We start from the raw sequence: 16,944 nt of genomic DNA, 5'->3' as shown, positions 1-16,944 counted from the left end.
TCGCACCGCCATCTCACAAGGACGTGAACCGCCATGCGCAAGAGCGCCAGATACACCACCCTGGCAGCCGCCGGACTGCTCGCCCTCTCCTCGCTCACCGCCTGTGCCAACGACGCGGCCGGGACCGCGTCCTCCGGCTCCGGCGCCAAGGGCGGCGGAAAGGGCGAGAAGGTCAAGATCATGGTCGGTGGCCTGGACAAGGTCATCTACATGCCGGCGATGCTCACGCAGCGACTCGGCTACTTCGACGCCGAGGGCCTCGACGTGGAGCTGCTGAGCGAGCCCGCGGGCGTCCAGGCCGAGACGGCCCTGGTCTCCGGCCAGGTCCAGGGAGCGGTCGGCTTCTACGACCACACGCTCGACCTCCAGGTGAAGGGCAAGGCCGTGGAGTCGGTCGTGCAGTTCTCGCATGCGCCCGGCGAGGTGGAGGTCGTCTCCACCAAGGCCGCCGGCGACATCACCTCGCCCAAGGACTTCAAGGGCAAGAAGCTCGGCGTCACCGGACTCGGATCCTCGACCGACTTCCTCACCAAGTACCTCGCGGTCAAGAACGGGGTGAAGATCAGCGAGTTCACGCCGGTCGCGGTGGGCGCGGGGCCCACCTTCATCTCGGCTCTCCAGCAGGGCGCCATAGACGGCGGTATGACGACCGATCCGACCGTCGCCACGATCCTGGACAAGAAGGCGGGCCGGGTCCTGCTCGACATGCGCACGCCCGAGGGTTCGCAGGAGGCGCTGGGCGGCCCGTACCCGTCGTCCAGTCTGTACATGCAGACGGACTGGGTGAACGGGCACAAGGCCACCGTCCAGAAGTTGGCCAATGCATTCGTCAAGACGCTCAAGTGGATGTCCACCCACAGCGCGACCGAGATCGCCGACAAGATGCCCGCCGACTACTCCCAGGGCAACAAGACGCTCTACGCGGAAGCCATCAAGAGCACCCTGCCGATGTTCACCGACGACGGTGTGATGCCCGAGGGCGGGCCCGAGACCGTCGAGAAGGTGCTCAAGGCGTTCAACCCCGCCATCCAGAACGCCGACGCCGACCTGGACAAGACCTACACCACGGAGTTCGTCAAGAAGGCGACCGGCTGATTCACTCCCAGGGGGCGGCGCGGTGACAGCCCCGCCCCCACGGTCCGTGGTGCCTCAGGCGCGGGCCGCCCCCACCTGACGGTGTTCCGGGCGGTCCGCGCCGCCGCGCTCCCGGACGATCGCCCCGCTCACGACGACCCTGTCTCCCCCCACGCCGTGGCCCGCGCGGACACGGGGCGGGCGGGGTCCAGCTCCGCCTCGGCCAGCGCCTCCGGCAGGACCACCGTGAACTGCGCACCCCCGCCGTCCGCGTCGCCCACCGTCGCCGTGCCGCCCTGCCGTTCGGCGAGTCTGCGCACCAGGGGGAGTCCGATGCCGCGCTGACCGTGCGGGGGAGGCTCCTTGGTGGACCAGCCCTCGGCGAAGACCAGCTCCCGTCGCTCCGCCGGGATCCCGGGACCGGTGTCGCTCACCCGCAGCACGGCGGTACGGCCCTCGGCGCGCAGTTCGACCTCCACGCGTGCGTGCGGTGTGCCCGCGACCGCGTCGAGCGCGTTGTCCACCAGGTTTCCCACGACCGTGACCAGTCCCCTGGGATCGACGAGCCGGTCGGGCAGCCAGGTGCGGTCCGAGACCCACAGGGCGACAGCGCGCTCGGCCGCCACGGTCGCCTTGCCGACCAGCAGGGCCGCCAGCAGCGGGTCCTGGATCTTCTCGGTGACCTGTTCCGCCGTCACACGGTGGTCGCCGACCACCTCTCCGATGAACTCCACCGCGTCGTCGAACATCTCCAGCTCCAGCAGGCCGAGCAGGGTGTGCATCCGGTTGGCGTGTTCGTGGTCCTGGGCGCGCAGCGCGTCGATGAGGCCGCGTGTGGAATCCAGCTCCCGGCCGAGCTGTTCCAGCTCGGTGCGGTCGCGCAGGGTGGCCACGGCGCCCCCGTCGTCGGTCGGCATGCGGTTGGCGACGAGGACACGCTGACCGCGGACGGTGAGCAGATCGGTGCCGGTCACCCGGCCGGCCAGCACGTCCGCCGTACGTCCCTCGCCGAGCGCCTGGTCGGGAGACTCGCCGACGGCCTCCTCGCCGAGGTCCAGCAGACGTTGCGCCTCGTCGTTGAGGAGGCGTATGCGGCCGGCCCGGTCCAGGGCGACGACACCCTCCCGTATGCCGTGCAGCATCGCCTCGCGTTCCGCCAGCAGCGCGGAGATGTCCGAGAAGGCCAGGTCGCGGGTCTGCCGCTGGACGCGCCGGGAGATCAGCCAGGCGGCCAGCGCGCCGACGGCGAGGGCACCGCCCGCGTAGGCCAGCAGACCCGGGATCGCGTGGAGCAGCCGGGCCCGGACGCTGTTGTACTCGATGCCGACCGACACCGCCCCGATGATCTCGCCTTGACTGTCGCGCAGGGGCACCTTGCCGCGCGCCGAGCGTCCCAGGGTGCCGCTGTCGATCTCCATCACCTCGTGCCCGTCCAGGGCCCGTCTGGGGTCGGTCGAGACCGGGCGGCCCACCTGCGCGGGGTCCCGGTGCGACCAGCGCGTGCCGTCCATGTTCATCACCACGACGTACTCGGCCCGGCTGGCCTTCCTGATCCGCTCCGCCTCCCGCTGCACCGGCCCGTCGACCGTGGCCGGTGTGCTCATCAGGTCTTCGGCGATCTGCGGCTGGGCGGCGGTGGTCTGCGCGATCGCGAGCGCACGCCGCATCGCCTCGGCGTCGAGCTGGTGGCCGAGCGGCGCCAGGAACAGACCGGTCGCCAGGACCGCGACCCCCGCGGCGATCGCCACCTGCATCAGCAGGACCTGCGAGAACATCCGCCGGGGCAGTCCCAGGCGCAGGCGGCGTACGGGTGAAGTGGGGCTCATGGCCCCGACCGTACGCGGGGGCGCGGGTCGTGCGGGAGGGGAGGTCGGCCGGCTCGTCGGCGCGGCCGTCGTTCACCCGGGGGAGGTCAGCCCGCCAGCGCTGCCATCGCTCATTCGGGGGAAGTCGGCCCGCGCGCTGCCGTCGCTCGTTCGGGGGAGGTCAGCCCGCCAGTGCTGCCGTCGTCAGCTCGCGCACCGCCACCACGTCCATCCGGGCCGGTGTGCCCAGGAGCGAGACCCCACAGCTCTCGGGGCGGGGCGGCAGACAGGCGCCCTGGGCCACGACGACCCGCCAGTGACGGCCGTCGGCATGGGCGACGGTCACTTCCCAGCGTGGCGCGGCACCGTCCGTGCGTACGACGCTCAGCACGCCCGCCGCGTCCTCGCCCACCGAGGCGCGTACGGCCAGCTCGGCCGCCTGGCCGGGCCGCTCCCAGGCGGAGCTCCCGCGGCACGCCCGGGTGACGATCCGCCCCTCCTGGACGCCCTGGAGGGCCTCCACGACGGTCCGGGCGTCGGCCCGTCCGTACGCGTATCCGTGCGGCAGGACGAGCACCGTCGGCGAAAAGCGATGACCACCCAGATGGGTGACCTCCCAGACGCCCTCCACTTCGCGGGCGGCGAGCTCCGCCGCGAGCGGGCGCCCGAGCAGGGCGCAGCAGCGGTCGCGTTTGCCGTTGGTGCAGACGAGCGCGAGGGGGTCCCCGGTGTGGGGCCGGCCGCCCAGCGCGGCCGCGAAGGTCCGGTGGTCACCCTGGCCTAGCGCGGCGAAGTCCAGGTCGAGCAGGCGTTCCGGGGCTGCCGTCGTGGCGCTGTGCAGCCACACGTTCCCGGGCGTGGTGTGGGCCGCGTAGACCTTCCGGACGCGCCGCGTGCCGAAGTCGGCGTGCGGGCCGGGGCGGCGGATGAGCGCGATGCGTACGCCCGTGCCGTCGGCCGCCGCCTCCAGGGCGCGGCCCAGCACCGGATCCAGGTGGCTCGAAGTGAGCGCCTTGACACCCCATGGGCCCGGTTGTTCCAGCAGGAGCCACGTCCGTGCCGTGGCCGCGGTTCCGGAAACGGGCTCGTCAAGGTCCCCCGAGACGGTCGCACACGTACTCACAGAGGTGAGCCTAACCTGACTTGGCGTGTGGTGGCTTCCGGCCGGGCCCGGGGCGACCTCGCCCGGGCCCGGTCCGGCCCGGTGACCAGGTTCCGGTCCTGCCGTGGAATCGGCCGGACCGGTCGTCGTCGCTACTCCGGGAGGGGCTGCGGCGGCCGCGGCCCCACGTAGTGGCCGCTCGGCCGCATACGCAGCGGCCGCTCCCCGTACTCCTCCAGGGCGTGGGCGATCCAGCCTGCCGTACGGGCGACGGCGAAGATCGTCTCGCCCGCCGAGGCCGACATCCCGCAGCACGCGGTCAGCACGGCCAGGGCGAGGTCGACGTTGGCGTGCAGCGGGGTGTGGCGGGCGGTGGTGGCCACGATGTCGCGGGCGGCCGCGAGGGCGGGCGCGGCCCGGGGGATGTCCTCCAGAAGGGTGAACAGGGTACGCGCGCGTGGATCCTCGCCGGGGTAGAGCCGGTGACCGAGGCCGGGGACGCGGCGGCCGGCCCGCAGCTCCTCCGCGATCACGGGCGCCGCGTCCCCCTGGTCGAGCACCTCCAGCAGCAGACGGTGGGCGAGTCCGCTGGCGGCGCCGTGCAAGGGGCCTTCGAGGACGCCGAGGCCGGCGGAGACGGCCGCGTAGGGATGGGCCCGGGCCGATGCCGCGACGCGCACCGCGAGGGTGGAGGCGGCCAGGTCGTGGTCGACGAGCAGGCCGAGTGCCGTGTCCAGGACCCGCAGTGACGCCTCGTCGGCGTCCCGGCCGGTCAGCCGCGACCAGAGCCGGTGGGCCAGCGGGCCCGTGTCGCGGTGGGTGGGGAGCATCGGCGGCAGCGCCGCGACGAGGGTGGGCACGAGGATGCGTGCGGTGCCGAGCACGGCCTCCTCGGACAGGTCGAAGCGCAGCGGGTCGGCGGTCGCGGCGGCGATCGCGGCGACCCGCAACCGGTCGGTGGGCCCGGTGTGTTCGGGCAGCGCGGCGACCGCGTGACGGGCGACGGCGGTGGACGCCTCGGGGGCGGTGAACGTGACGCCGGGGCGCAGCCGCCCCGTCCACAGCCACTCGGCGATCTCCTCGTAGGAGTGCCGTGCGGCCAGCTCGGTGGCGTCGACGCCGCGGAAGTAGTACCGGTCCTTGTCGATGAGCGTGATGCGGGTGCGTACGGACAGCTCGGAGCCGCTGCCGGACGTTCCGCCGCTCTCCCGCCGGTTGCGCCGGGCGAGCGCCTCGACCTCCTTGGCGTCGAAGGTGCTGCCGCGGCCGCCCGGTTGGCGTCGGCTGCCGAGCTGGCCTCGGCTCACGTACGCGTACACGGTCTCGGGCTTCACGCCGAGCAGCTCGGCGGCCTCCTTGGTGCTCAGCCGCCGCCCCGGGTGACCTGCGTCGGGCTCTTGATCGCGCATGAAGGTCACGGTAGCGGCCCCTGGGTATATTGATTCAATCAATATTGACAGACAAATAGTCAACCATGGACAGTTCAATCAATTCCAGGGAGGCAATCATGTCCGTCAACAGGGCCGCAGCCGCTCGTGTCGACGTGCCGCGGGGGCTCGCGGGCGTCGTCGTCACCGACACCGAGATCGGTGACGTCCGGGGGATCGAGGGCTTCTACCACTACCGCCAGTACTCGGCCGTCGAACTCGCCCGGACCCGCGGCTTCGAGGACGTCTGGCACCTTCTGGTCCACGGCGAACTGCCGGACGCCGCACGGAGCGCCGCCTTCGCCGCCGGGACCGCGGCGCTGCGCCGGCTGCCCGACGGCGTGCGGGCGGCGCTGCCGGCCATCGCCGCGGCCGGTGGTGACTCCGGCCCGCTCGCCGGCATGCGAACGGCGTTGTCCCTGCTCGGCGCGGCCCAGGGGTTCCGCCCCGTGTACGACATCGACACCGCCCGGCGCCGGGAGGACACGGTCGTGGCCGTCGCGGCCGTACCGACACTGCTCACCGCGCTGCACCGGCTGCGGTCGGGGCTCGCCCCGGTGGAACCCCGTACGGATCTGCCGTACGCGGCGAACTACCTCTACATGCTGACCGGGGCCGAGCCCGATCCGCGCAAGGCACGTGCGGTCGAGCAGTATCTGATCTCAACCATTGATCACGGCTTCAATGCGTCAACCTTCACCGCGCGCGTCATCGCGTCGACCGGGGCGGACGTGGCGGCCTGTCTCGTCGGTGCCGTGGGTGCGCTGTCGGGGCCGCTGCACGGCGGTGCTCCCAGCCGCGCCCTGGACACCCTGGACGCGATCGGCACGCCCGACCGGATCGACCCCTGGATCCGTGAGCGGGTGCTCGCGGGCGAGCGCATCATGGGCTTCGGTCACGCCGTCTACCGGACGGAGGACCCCCGCTCCCGGATGCTGCGGGAGATCGCGCTGGGGTTCGGTGGCCCACGGGTGGAGTTCGCCGTCGAGGTCGAGCGCCGGGTGGAGGCGATCCTCGCCGAACTCAAACCCGGGCGCGAACTGCACACCAACGTCGAGTTCTACGCGGGCGTGGTCATGGAGCTCTGCGGTCTGCCGCGGTCGATGTTCACGCCTACCTTCGCGGCGGGGCGCGCGGTGGGCTGGAGCGCGAACATCCTGGAGCAGGCGGAGGATTCGAAGATCATCCGTCCGGTGGCGCGGTATGTGGGGCCGGGAGCGCCGGTGAAGGTACCGGACGCGGCCTGAGGCGCGCGTGTGGCCTGGTGCCGTTCTGGCGCCAGGCCTCATCGGTGACTGAACGAGCGGTGACGGGGTGCCGGGCGGCTCGCCGGATCGGTCCCGGCGCGCTCAACGGTTGTGTGCAGCCGGGTGGGTTGACGAGGCGAGACGGGTCGGGGTGGACGCGTGCTCGTGCTCGTGAACGAACGTCAGGCGTCGGGAATGTCCGCCTTGGCGCGGATCAAGGTCTCCCGGCTCACGATGACGATACGTTCGTAGTCTGCGCGGGAAGCGTCGAGGGGAAGCTCCCCGTCCAGCGCCTCGGTGGCCTCGGTACCGATGACGGCGAAGTTACCGTCACTGAGCTCGAACACGTCGGGGCAGTTGGCTCCTGAGTTACTGCCTCGGGCGCTCGGGGGCACACCGATGCGGCGCACGATCTTCAAGGGATACCGGTCCTTACGGATTCTGGGCATAGTGGTGGGCAGAACCGTAGCGGTGTTGGTGTGACCTTCGTGGCGGCATGGGTGAATGTCACTCAGTCGTGTTGCTGATGACGGTGAGTTGACCCATCTGGCGTCGTGGGAACGGGTCATTCGGGCGAAGGGTTGCCCACCACCCACCACTCGTCGGTGTCTGCTTCGTCGAGGTCCATGACGAGGCCGTCGACCATTTTTCCGATACGGGCCTCGTCGGACGACTCCTTCAGGGTTGCGCGCTGACTCCGTGATGCCTGCCAGTACTCACGGAAGAGCGGGCTCTGGAAGAACTCCCGCAGATAGGTGTACAGCTCCTCCCGGTCCAGGATCTCCGCACGGTAGAGGTGGTAGAGGTGGGTGTACCAGGCGTTGGCGTAGAGGAATTGACGACGCTTCTCGGCCGGGATGCTCTTGTCGTAGGTGTCGATCACCGCGGCGAGCGAGGGGTCGTCGATCGCCCTGGCGAGCAGCTCCCAGTGCATACGCTGCTGATGCGCCAGGGCCTTGCGGCGGACCGCCAACTCCTCCAGCTCCAGTCGCCTTCGTTGCAGGTGCTCCTCCTCGAGCCGCCTCTGCCGCCCGGCCAGCGTCATCGTGGCGGTGACGAGGAGCAGGGTGAGCGCGGCGGAGCCGACTCTCCCCGCAGAGTGCTTCCGTATGGCCATGTAGATCCCCGATTCAAGCGACCGTCCGCCGGTCGTCGGAGTGTGGGTCGACGGGTGGGGACCGGCGAGCGATGGGCGGCGCGTGCCGCCTCCAGGGTGCCGAGCGGCTCTGACCGGCGGGGAGGCGGAGAGGAGGCGCACGGAAGGAAGCGAGGGTCGCACACTTCGACGCCATGCCCAACGTCTGCCCCGCCGATGCTGCTAACAATCGTTCACTCGGCGGGGATTCTTCCGGCTCGTATCCTGGGGCGGCAATACGTTCCACGGAGGTGCGCCGGTCGTGAGCCGGTGTGCGCGGCGGTGTGAGAGAGGTCGTACGTTGAGCCAGTCGAGCCCGGCCCCGGGGCCGCCGCAGATTCCGGTGATCGTACTCGCCGGATTCCTCGGCTCGGGCAAGACGACCCTGCTCAACCATCTGCTCCACCGCAGCGGCGGCAGCCGGATCGGGGCGATCGTCAACGACTTCGGCGCCATCGAGATCGACACCATGGCCGTGGCGGGGGCGCTCGGCGACTCCACCGTCTCCCTGGGCAACGGATGCCTGTGCTGCGCCGTCGACAGCAGTGAGCTGGACGTCTTCCTCGACCGGCTGGCGCAGCCGGCCGCCGGCATCGACGTCATCGTCATCGAGGCCAGCGGGCTCGCCGAGCCCCAGGAACTCGTGCGGATGCTGCTCGCCAGCGAGCATCCCGGGATCGTCTACGGCGGACTCGTCGAGGTCGTGGACGCCGCCGAGTTCGACGACACGCGCGCGCAGCACCCCGAGATCGACCGGCACCTGGCTCTCGCCGATCTCGTCGTGGTCAACAAACTCGACCGGGCGGCGGACGGCGAGCGGGTGCTCGGCCTGGTCCGGTCGCTCACCGACCGGGCCGCCGCCGTCGTACCGGCCACCTACGGCCGTATCGATCCCGAGTACCTGTTCGACTGCCGTCCCGGTGAGGAGCGTCTCGGGCAACTGTCCTTCGACGATCTGCACGACCATGACACCGCGGGTGAGCACGAGGGGCATCTGCACACCGCGTACGACAGTCTCTCCTTCGCCTGCGAGCTGCCCCTCGACCCGCGCAGGCTCATGACCTTCCTCGACAGCAGGCCCGGGGGGCTCTACCGGATCAAGGGGTACGTCGACTTCGGGCCGTACGACACCGGGAACCGGTACGCCGTGCACGCCGTCGGGCGGTTCCTGCGGTTCTACCCGCAGGCCTGGGCGCCGGGCGAGGAGCGGCTCACACAGCTCGTGCTCATCGGTTCCGGAATCGACGCGCCCGCCCTGCGCAAGGAGCTGGAGGCGTGTACGAGCGACGCCCCACACGCCGACGAGCACGGCATGTGGGGCGTCCTGAGGTACGTACAGGGCGACGGCGACTACGACGAGGCCGAGTCCTAGGGCAGTTCCCGCCCTGGAACTCGACTACGACGAGACCGAGCCCTGGAGCAGTTCCCGTCCTAGAACGGACCCGCCACCACGCCCACCGTCTTCGGCAGCGACACGCCCGAGCCGTCGCGGCGCGGGTCGATCTCCGGGAGCTCGGCCGGGGTGCCGTTCTTCTGCGCCGCCCGCGCCGGGACGGGACCCGCCCAGGCCACGGACAGGCAGTCCTCGCCCTTCAGGAACCGCTGGCAGCGGACACCGCCGGTGGCGCGGCCCTTGCGCGGGTACTGGTCGAACGGGGTCAGCTTGGCGGTCGTCTGGACGGAGTCGTCCAGGGTGCCGCGCGAGCCGGCGACGGTGAAGACGACCGCGTCCACGGCCGGGTCGACCACGGTGAACGAGATCACCTTCGCGCCCTCGGTGAGCTTGATGCCCGCCATGCCGCCCGCCGGACGGCCCTGCGGGCGCACCTGCGACGCCTGGTAGCGCAGCAGCTGCGCGTCGTCCGTGATGAAGACCAGGTCCTCCTCGCCGGTGCGCAGCTCCACCGCGCCGACGATCCGGTCACCCTCCTTGAGGGCGATGACCTCCAACTCGTCCTTGTTGGTGGGATAGTCCGGGACCACCCGCTTGACCACGCCCTGTTCGGTGCCGATGGCCAGGCCGGGGGACGACTCGTCCAGCGTGGTCAGACAGATCAGCGTCTCGTCGTCGTCGAGGGAGACGAACTCCGCGAGCGGGGCGCCGCCCGACAGGTTCGGCGCGGACGCGGTGTCCGGGAGCTGCGGCAGGTCGACGACGTTGATCCGCAGCAGTCGGCCGGCCGAGGTGACGGCACCGATCTCACCGCGCGCGGTGGCGGGCACCGCCGAGATGATCACGTCGTGCTTGGTGCGGTGGGCGTCGAGGTCCTCCGGGAAGGGCTCCGCGTTCGCCGTGCGGGCCAGCAGACCGGTCGACGACAGCAGCACCCGGCACGGGTCGTCCGCGACCTGGAGCGGCACGGCGGCGGCCGGGGCGCCCGCGGACTCCAGCAGCACCGTACGGCGCTCGGTGCCGAACTTCTTGGCCACCGCGGCCAGTTCGGCCGAGACCAGCTTGCGCAGCTCCGCGTCCGACTCCAGGATCCGGGTCAGCTCCGCGATCTCCGTGTTGAGCCGTTCCTGCTCCGACTCCAGCTCGATCCGGTCGAAGCGGGTCAGGCGGCGCAGCGGCGTGTCCAGGATGTACTGCGTCTGGATCTCCGACAGCGCGAAGCGCTCCATCAGGCGCTCCTTCGCCTGTGCGGAGTTGTCGCTGGAGCGGATCAGCCGGATGACCTCGTCGATGTCGACGAGCGCCGTCAGCAGGCCCTCCACCAGGTGCAGCCGGTCGCGTCGCTTGGTGCGGCGGAACTCCGAGCGGCGCCGGACGACCTCGAAACGGTGGTCGAGGTAGACCTCGAGGAGCTCCTTCAGGCCCAGCGTGAGCGGCTGGCCGTCGACCAGTGCGACGTTGTTGATGCCGAAGGACTCCTCCATCGGCGTCAGCTTGTAGAGCTGCTCCAGGACCGCCTCCGGCACGAAGCCGTTCTTGATCTCGATGACCAGGCGCAGGCCGTGCTCACGGTCGGTGAGATCCTTGACGTCGGCGATGCCCTGGATCTTCTTCGCGCCGACCAGGTCCTTGATCTTGGCGATCACCTTCTCCGGGCCGACCGTGAAGGGCAGCTCGGTGACGATCAGGCCCTTGCGGCGGGCCGTGACGGTCTCCACCGCGACCGTGGCGCGGATCTTGAAGGTGCCGCGGCCGTTCTCGTACGCGTCCCTGATGCCGGCGAGGCCGACGATCCGGCCGCCGGTGGGCAGGTCGGGGCCCGGGACGAACCGCATCAGGGCGTCCAGGTCCGCGGCCGGATGGCGGATGAGGTGGCGGGCGGCCGCGATGACCTCGCCGAGGTTGTGCGGCGGCATGTTCGTGGCCATGCCGACCGCGATGCCCGACGAGCCGTTCACCAGGAGGTTCGGGAAGGCCGCCGGCAGCGTGGCAGGCTCCTGCTCCTGGCCGTCGTAGTTGGGGGCGAAGTCGACGGTGTCCTCGTCGATCGACTCCGTCATCAGGCTCGCGGCGGAGGCGGCCCTGCACTCGGTGTAGCGCATGGCGGCCGGCGGGTCGTCGTTGCCCAGCGAACCGAAGTTGCCGTGGCCGTCGACGAGCGGCACGCGCATGGAGAACGGCTGGGCCATGCGCACCAGCGCGTCGTAGATCGACGCGTCGCCGTGCGGGTGGAGCTTGCCCATCACCTCGCCGACGACACGGGCGCACTTCACGTAACCGCGCTCGGGACGCAGGCCCATCTCGTTCATCTGGTACACGATGCGGCGGTGCACCGGCTTGAGGCCGTCGCGGGCGTCCGGCAGCGCGCGGGAGTAGATGACCGAGTACGCGTACTCGAGGAAGGAGCCCTGCATCTCGTCGACGACGTCGATGTCGAGGATCCGCTCCTCGTACGAGTCGTCGGGCGGCGGGGTCTTCGTGCTGCGGCGGGCCATCGCTGCCGGCTCCTTGCTGACGCGTGAACGGGTTCTGACGCGGACCATTGTGGACCGCGCTACTGACAGTGCGGGCGGGGACCCGGCGTCGGCCGCCCGGCCCGGTGTGGAGCGGCGCCTGCCTCCACGACTGCCCGCAGGCTACGCGATCTCGCTCTCGGCGTACGTCCCGCGGGAACTTCGCCCATGGTCCGCCCGCTTGCATACAGTGGCAGGACAGGCACGAAACGCGCGGTCGGACGACCGCGTCCGCGATCGAAGGGACGTACATGCCCATGGGTCACACGGCCACAGCCGAGGCAGGCTCCGGGGGCCTGACAGCGACCGAGCACCGCTTGGCCAACGGCCTTCGCGTGGTGCTCTCCGAGGACCATCTGACCCCGGTCGCGGCGGTGTGCCTCTGGTACGACGTCGGCTCCCGCCACGAAGTCAAGGGCCGTACGGGCCTGGCTCACCTCTTCGAGCACCTGATGTTCCAGGGGTCCGGACAGGTCAAGGGCAACGGTCACTTCGAGCTGGTGCAGGGCGCGGGCGGTTCGCTGAACGGCACCACCAGCTTCGAGCGCACCAACTACTTCGAGACCATGCCCACCCACCAGCTGGAGCTCGCCCTCTGGCTGGAGGCCGACCGGATGGGCTCCCTGCTCGCCGCCCTCGACGACGAGTCCATGGAGAACCAGCGCGACGTCGTCAAGAACGAGCGCCGCCAGCGCTACGACAACGTGCCCTACGGCACCGCGTTCGAGAAGCTGACCGCCCTCGCCTACCCGGAGGGCCACCCCTACCACCACACGCCCATCGGCTCGATGGCCGACCTGGACGCGGCCACCCTGGAGGACGCGCGGGCGTTCTTCCGGACGTACTACGCGCCCAACAACGCCGTGCTGTCCGTGGTCGGCGACATCGACCCGGCGCAGACGCTCGCCTGGGTCGAGAAGTACTTCGGCTCCATCGCCGCCCACGACGGCAAGCCCGCCCCGCGCGACGGCTCGCTGCCCGAGGTCATCGGCGGTCAGCTGCGCGAGGTCGTCCGGGAGGAGGTGCCGGCCCGCGCCCTGATGGCCGCCTACCGGCTGCCGCACGACGGCACGCGCGCGTGCGACGCCGCCGACCTGGCGCTGACGGTCCTGGGCGGCGGCGAGTCCTCCCGCCTCTACAACCGGCTGGTACGGCGCGACCGTACGGCGGTGGCGGCCGGCTTCGGCCTGCTGCGGCTGGCGGGGGCGCCCTCCCTGGGCTGGCTGGACGTGAAGACCTCCGGTGACGTCGAGGTGCCGGTCATCGAGGCCGCCATCGACGAGGAGCTCGCCCGGTTCGCCGAGGAGGGCCCCACGGACGAGGAGATGGAGCGCGCCCAGGCCCAGTTGGAGCGCGAGTGGCTGGACCGGCTCGGCACGGTCGCGGGCCGCGCCGACGAACTGTGCCGCTACGCCGTCCTGTTCGGCGACCCGCAGCTCGCCCTCACCGCCGTCGGGCGGGTGCTGGAAGTGACGGCCGAGGAGGTCCGGGAGGTCGCCAAGGCCCGCCTGCGCCCCGACAACCGCGCGGTGCTCGTGTACGAGCCGACCGCCCCCGAGGCGCTGGACGAGGCCGACGCCGCGGAGCGCACCGAAGACCCGGAGTCCGCGGCGACCGTGGAAGCCACCGACGAGACCGAGGAGTCGGCCCAGTGACCGAGCTCGCCACGATGGAGTTCCACCCCCAGCCCCGGCCGGGCGAGGCCAGGCCCTGGGCGTTCCCGGCGCCGGAGCGCGGCACTCTGGACAACGGCCTGACGCTGCTGCGCTGCCACCGCCCCGGCCAGCAGGTCGTCGCGGTCGAGGTGCTCCTCGACGCGCCGCTGGACGCCGAGCCGGCCGGTCTCGACGGCGTCGCCACGATCATGGCGCGGGCCTTCTCGGAGGGCACCGACAAGCTCTCCGCCGAGGAGTTCGCCGCCGAACTGGAGCGCTGCGGCGCAACCCTGGACGCGCACGCCGACCACCCCGGCGTACGGCTCAGCCTCGAAGTGCCGGTCTCGCGCCTGGCGAAGGCGCTCGGCCTGCTCGCCGACGCCCTGCGCGCGCCGGCCTTCGCGGACAGCGAGGTCGAGCGGCTGGTGCGCAACCGGCTCGACGAGATCCCGCACGAGCTGGCCAACCCGGCAAGCCGCGCGGCCAAGGAGCTCTCCAAGGAGCTGTTCCCGGCGGCCTCGCGCATGTCGCGCCCCCGCCGGGGCACCGAGGAGACGGTCACGAAGATCGACTCCGCCGGAGTGCGCGCCTTCTACGACCGGCATGTCCGCCCCGCCACCGCCACCGCCGTGATCGTCGGCGACCTCGCGGGCGTCGACCTGGACGAGCTGCTCGGCGACACCCTGGGGGCCTGGAAGGGCTCCTCGGCCGAGCCCCGCCCGGTGCCGCCGGTGAGCGCCGACGACACCGGCCGCGTCGTCATCGTCGACCGCCCCGGCGCGGTCCAGACGCAGCTGCTGATCGGCCGTACCGGCGCCGACCGGCACGACCGTGTCTGGCCCGCGCAGGTGCTCGGCACGTACTGCCTCGGCGGCACCCTCACCTCCCGGCTGGACCGCGTCCTGCGGGAGGAGAAGGGCTACACCTACGGCGTGCGCGCGTTCGGCCAGGTGCTCCGGTCGGCGCCGGACGGCACGGGCGCCGCGATGCTCGCCATCAGCGGCTCCGTGGACACCCCGAACACCGGTCCCGCCCTGGCGGACCTGTGGATCGTGCTGCGCACGCTCGCCGCGGAGGGGCTGACCGACGCGGAGCGCGACGTCGCCGTGCAGAACCTCGTCGGGGTGGCGCCGCTGAAGTACGAGACCGCGGCGGCCGTGGCGGCCACGCTGGCCGACCAGGTCGAGCAGTACCTGCCCGACGACTACCAGGCGACGCTCTACCAGCAGCTCGCCGCGACCGGCACGGTGGAGGCCACCGCCGCGGCCGTGAGCGCCTTCCCGGTGGACCGTCTGGTGACGATCCTCGTGGGCGACGCGGCGCAGATCAAGGAGCCCGTCGAGGCGCTCGGCATCGGTGAGGTCACCGTAGTGTCCGCCGAGTAGCGAGTAGGGCACGCGCGCGCGGCAGGGGCCCCGGTGACACGTCGGTCGCCGGGGCCCCTGCCCGTTCCGGGATGTCCGAATTATGGGAGAGACATCCCGTCTGCTCTGTGGCGTGCGCAACAAATACCGCGATCCGTTTGATGATCCAAAGACCGCGCCCGTACGGTCACTTGGACTGTTCGTCGGGCAGTGCGCCGCAACCGCGGCAGCGGACAGTCATCGCCGAGTCCCCGTACGGCGCGAGCCAGGGGAGCCGGGGACCCATTGCAGTCCCTGGGGTGAATCGGACGCCCGCGCGCATCGCGAGGGGGTCCGTAGGAGACCTTCCTGCTCCGAACCCGTCAGCTAACCCGGTAGGCGAGAGGGAAGGAAAGGACCAGCCCCTTACATGGCGTTCACGGGCGTTTCCGGCAAGCACCGTCGTCCCAGCCGGATGAAGCGCACCAGTGCGCACGCGGCCGGTATCGCAGCTCTCGCCACCACCGGCGTCGTCGGCAGCCTCGCGGCCCCCGCGCTGGCCGCCGAGAACTCCGTCGAGCAGACGGGCCTCACCCCGGTCGTCACCCTCGGCGACCAGGCCGCCGAGCAGGTCGACGCGCAGGCGGCCGCCCAGCAGCAGGCAGCCGCCGAGCAGCTGGCCGAGGAGATCGCCCACGCGAAGGCCGCAGCGCGGGCCGCGGCCGCCCGGAAGGCCGAGGAGCGCGCCGCCCGCGAGGCCGAGCGCAAGCGCCTCAACACCTTCGTGTCGCCGATCACCGGCTCCTACGTCTCCACGGGCTATCTCGCCAGCAGCTCGCTGTGGTCCTCCGGCAGCCACACCGGCATCGACTTCCACGCCAACACCGGCACCACGGTCCACGCGGTCGGCTACGGCACCGTGGTGGACGCCGGCTGGGGCGGGGCCTACGGCAACCAGATCGTCATCAAGATGGACGACGGCACCTACACCCAGTACGGCCACCTGTCGTCCATCGGCGTCTCGGTGGGGCAGCGGGTCGTCACCGGCCAGCAGATCGGCCTCTCCGGCGCGACCGGCAACGTCACCGGAGCGCACCTGCACTTCGAGGCCCGTACGACCGCCGAGTACGGCTCGGACATCGACCCGGTCGCCTACCTCCGCAGCCACGGTGTGAACGTCTGACACCCGCCAGCGGGCGGACGTCCGGCGACGGACCGCGCGATCTGTCGAAGCCCCGGCTCATCGAGCCGGGGCTTTCGGCGTTTCCGGACCCGTTCTGTCCAAAAAATATCCCTGGATTCCGGCCGCCCGTCGGAAATTACGTCCGATTGCAATAGAGTCGCTGAACACATGTCAATCGGCGACGTTTCACGGGGATTAAGGCGGAGGTCGGTCATGCGTATTCCGGCGCACTCGGTGTGCACGGCGATCCGGGACGACATCGTCGCCGGTGTCTACGAGCGTGGCAGCCGGCTCACCGAGGAACTCCTCGCCCGGCGCTACGGCGTCTCGCGCGTCCCCGTCCGCGAGGCCCTGCGCACGCTGGAGGCGGAGGGCTTCGTGGTGACCCGCCGGCACGCGGGCGCGTGCGTGGCGGAACCCACCGAGCAGGAGGCCTCCGATCTGCTGGAGATGCGCATGCTCCTGGAGCCGCTGGGCGCCTCGCGGGCCGCCCAGCGGCGCACCGAGGCCCATCTCAAGGTGCTGCGCGGCCTGGTCCGGCTCGGTCAGGAACGGGCCAGGCGGGGCAACAGCGAGGATCTGCGCTCCCTGGGCGGATGGTTCCACGAGACGCTCGCCCAGGCCTCCGGCAGCCAGGCGCTGACCGCCACGCTCACCCAGCTCCGGCACAAGATCGCCTGGATGTACGCGACGGAGGCGCCCGCCGACCCTGTGGAGTCCTGGGCCGAGCACGGCGCGATCGTGGACGCGGTGGCGCGCGGCGACGGCGAGCGTGCGCGGGCGGCCACGGCGCTGCACGCCGAGCGCGCGAGCGCCGCGCACCGGCTGCGGTTCTCCGGCGCGGGGGAGCGCGCCGACCGTGTGAGGACTTCGCAACATCCCGTAAACGTGACGGGTCTGCGGAATTAACAGAAGCGCCGTATACAAAGAAGAGATATTCGGTGGAGACGTATTTCCGCTGCCCTCGATCTCGTGTGCCGGGAATTTCCCGTCGCACGTTCTTCGTATGCCCGCAGAATGCTAAAACGTCGTGTGAAAACGGCGGAGCCGCGTCGGCCGGAAAGGCC

The 16,944-nt window shown here is 71.3% G+C and carries 13 protein-coding genes and 1 riboswitch; of the genes, 7 read left to right on the top strand and 6 right to left on the bottom strand.

The features are described from left to right. Window positions 1-33: 33 nt before the first annotated feature. Entirely contained in the window at window positions 34-1,095 is a 1,062-nt protein-coding gene (locus ABT085_RS16490) for an ABC transporter substrate-binding protein (protein ID WP_351607405.1), read from the top strand. 128 nt (window positions 1,096-1,223) lie between these two features. Here ABT085_RS16490 and ABT085_RS16485 read toward each other — a convergent pair whose 3' ends face one another. The 3 genes from ABT085_RS16485 to ABT085_RS16475 all read right to left on the bottom strand — a co-directional run bounded on the left by ABT085_RS16485 (window position 1,224) and on the right by ABT085_RS16475 (window position 5,390). Continuing rightward, window positions 1,224-2,900 carry an ATP-binding protein gene (locus ABT085_RS16485; RefSeq protein ID WP_351607402.1) on the bottom strand — a complete coding sequence of 559 codons (1,677 nt, stop codon included), beginning with the start codon at window positions 2,898-2,900 and terminating at the stop codon, window positions 1,224-1,226. A gap of 160 nt (window positions 2,901-3,060) precedes the next feature. Further along, window positions 3,061-4,002: a ferredoxin family protein gene (locus ABT085_RS16480; protein ID WP_351607399.1), complete on the bottom strand. Its 942-nt coding sequence runs from the start codon at window positions 4,000-4,002 to the stop codon at window positions 3,061-3,063. A gap of 131 nt (window positions 4,003-4,133) precedes the next feature. Continuing rightward, window positions 4,134-5,390: a citrate synthase gene (locus ABT085_RS16475; protein WP_351607396.1), complete on the bottom strand. Its 1,257-nt coding sequence runs from the start codon at window positions 5,388-5,390 to the stop codon at window positions 4,134-4,136. Between the two features lie 98 nt (window positions 5,391-5,488). Here ABT085_RS16475 and ABT085_RS16470 point away from each other — a divergent pair, with 98 nt between their 5' ends. Beyond that, complete coding sequence (locus ABT085_RS16470) at window positions 5,489-6,655, top strand: citrate synthase/methylcitrate synthase (protein ID WP_351607393.1); 1,167 nt, start codon at window positions 5,489-5,491, stop codon at window positions 6,653-6,655. Between the two features lie 182 nt (window positions 6,656-6,837). On the opposite strand, the gene ABT085_RS16465 is transcribed toward ABT085_RS16470, so the two are convergent. Continuing rightward, entirely contained in the window at window positions 6,838-7,074 is a 237-nt protein-coding gene (locus tag ABT085_RS16465; protein ID WP_351607391.1) for a hypothetical protein, read from the bottom strand. A gap of 146 nt (window positions 7,075-7,220) precedes the next feature. After that, window positions 7,221-7,772, bottom strand: coding sequence for a DUF6082 family protein (locus ABT085_RS16460; protein ID WP_351607389.1), 552 nt, complete (start codon window positions 7,770-7,772; stop codon window positions 7,221-7,223). Window positions 7,773-8,091: 319 nt separating this feature from the next. Between ABT085_RS16460 and ABT085_RS16455 the strand changes: the two genes are divergently transcribed. Then, complete coding sequence (locus ABT085_RS16455) at window positions 8,092-9,162, top strand: CobW family GTP-binding protein (RefSeq protein WP_351607386.1); 1,071 nt, start codon at window positions 8,092-8,094, stop codon at window positions 9,160-9,162. Window positions 9,163-9,221: 59 nt separating this feature from the next. Here the strand turns inward: ABT085_RS16455 and ABT085_RS16450 are convergent, their stop codons facing one another. After that, window positions 9,222-11,678 carry a DNA gyrase/topoisomerase IV subunit A gene (locus tag ABT085_RS16450; protein WP_351607383.1) on the bottom strand — a complete coding sequence of 819 codons (2,457 nt, stop codon included), beginning with the start codon at window positions 11,676-11,678 and terminating at the stop codon, window positions 9,222-9,224. 269 nt (window positions 11,679-11,947) lie between these two features. On the opposite strand from ABT085_RS16450, the gene ABT085_RS16445 reads away from it, so the two are divergent. The 4 genes from ABT085_RS16445 to ABT085_RS16430 all read left to right on the top strand — a co-directional run bounded on the left by ABT085_RS16445 (window position 11,948) and on the right by ABT085_RS16430 (window position 16,786). Continuing rightward, window positions 11,948-13,351, top strand: coding sequence for a M16 family metallopeptidase (locus ABT085_RS16445; RefSeq protein WP_351607380.1), 1,404 nt, complete (start codon window positions 11,948-11,950; stop codon window positions 13,349-13,351). Further along, entirely contained in the window at window positions 13,348-14,736 is a 1,389-nt protein-coding gene (locus tag ABT085_RS16440) for a M16 family metallopeptidase (RefSeq protein WP_351607377.1), read from the top strand. The genes ABT085_RS16445 and ABT085_RS16440 overlap by 4 nt, the downstream gene beginning before the upstream one ends. A 210-nt stretch (window positions 14,737-14,946) precedes the next feature. Then, a riboswitch (cyclic di-AMP (ydaO/yuaA leader) is annotated at window positions 14,947-15,111 on the top strand. A gap of 13 nt (window positions 15,112-15,124) precedes the next feature. After that, the gene (locus ABT085_RS16435; protein ID WP_351607374.1) at window positions 15,125-15,877 is read left to right on the top strand and encodes a M23 family metallopeptidase; all 753 of its coding nucleotides are present in this window, start codon (window positions 15,125-15,127) and stop codon (window positions 15,875-15,877) included. A 213-nt stretch (window positions 15,878-16,090) separates the two neighbouring features. Then, window positions 16,091-16,786: a GntR family transcriptional regulator gene (locus tag ABT085_RS16430; RefSeq protein ID WP_351607372.1), complete on the top strand. Its 696-nt coding sequence runs from the start codon at window positions 16,091-16,093 to the stop codon at window positions 16,784-16,786. Window positions 16,787-16,944 lie beyond the last annotated feature (158 nt).

The organism is Streptomyces sp. NPDC002265 (genome assembly GCF_040296125.1).
Lineage (GTDB): Bacteria > Actinomycetota > Actinomycetes > Streptomycetales > Streptomycetaceae > Streptomyces.
This window is presented reverse-complemented; position numbering and strand designations above follow the sequence as displayed.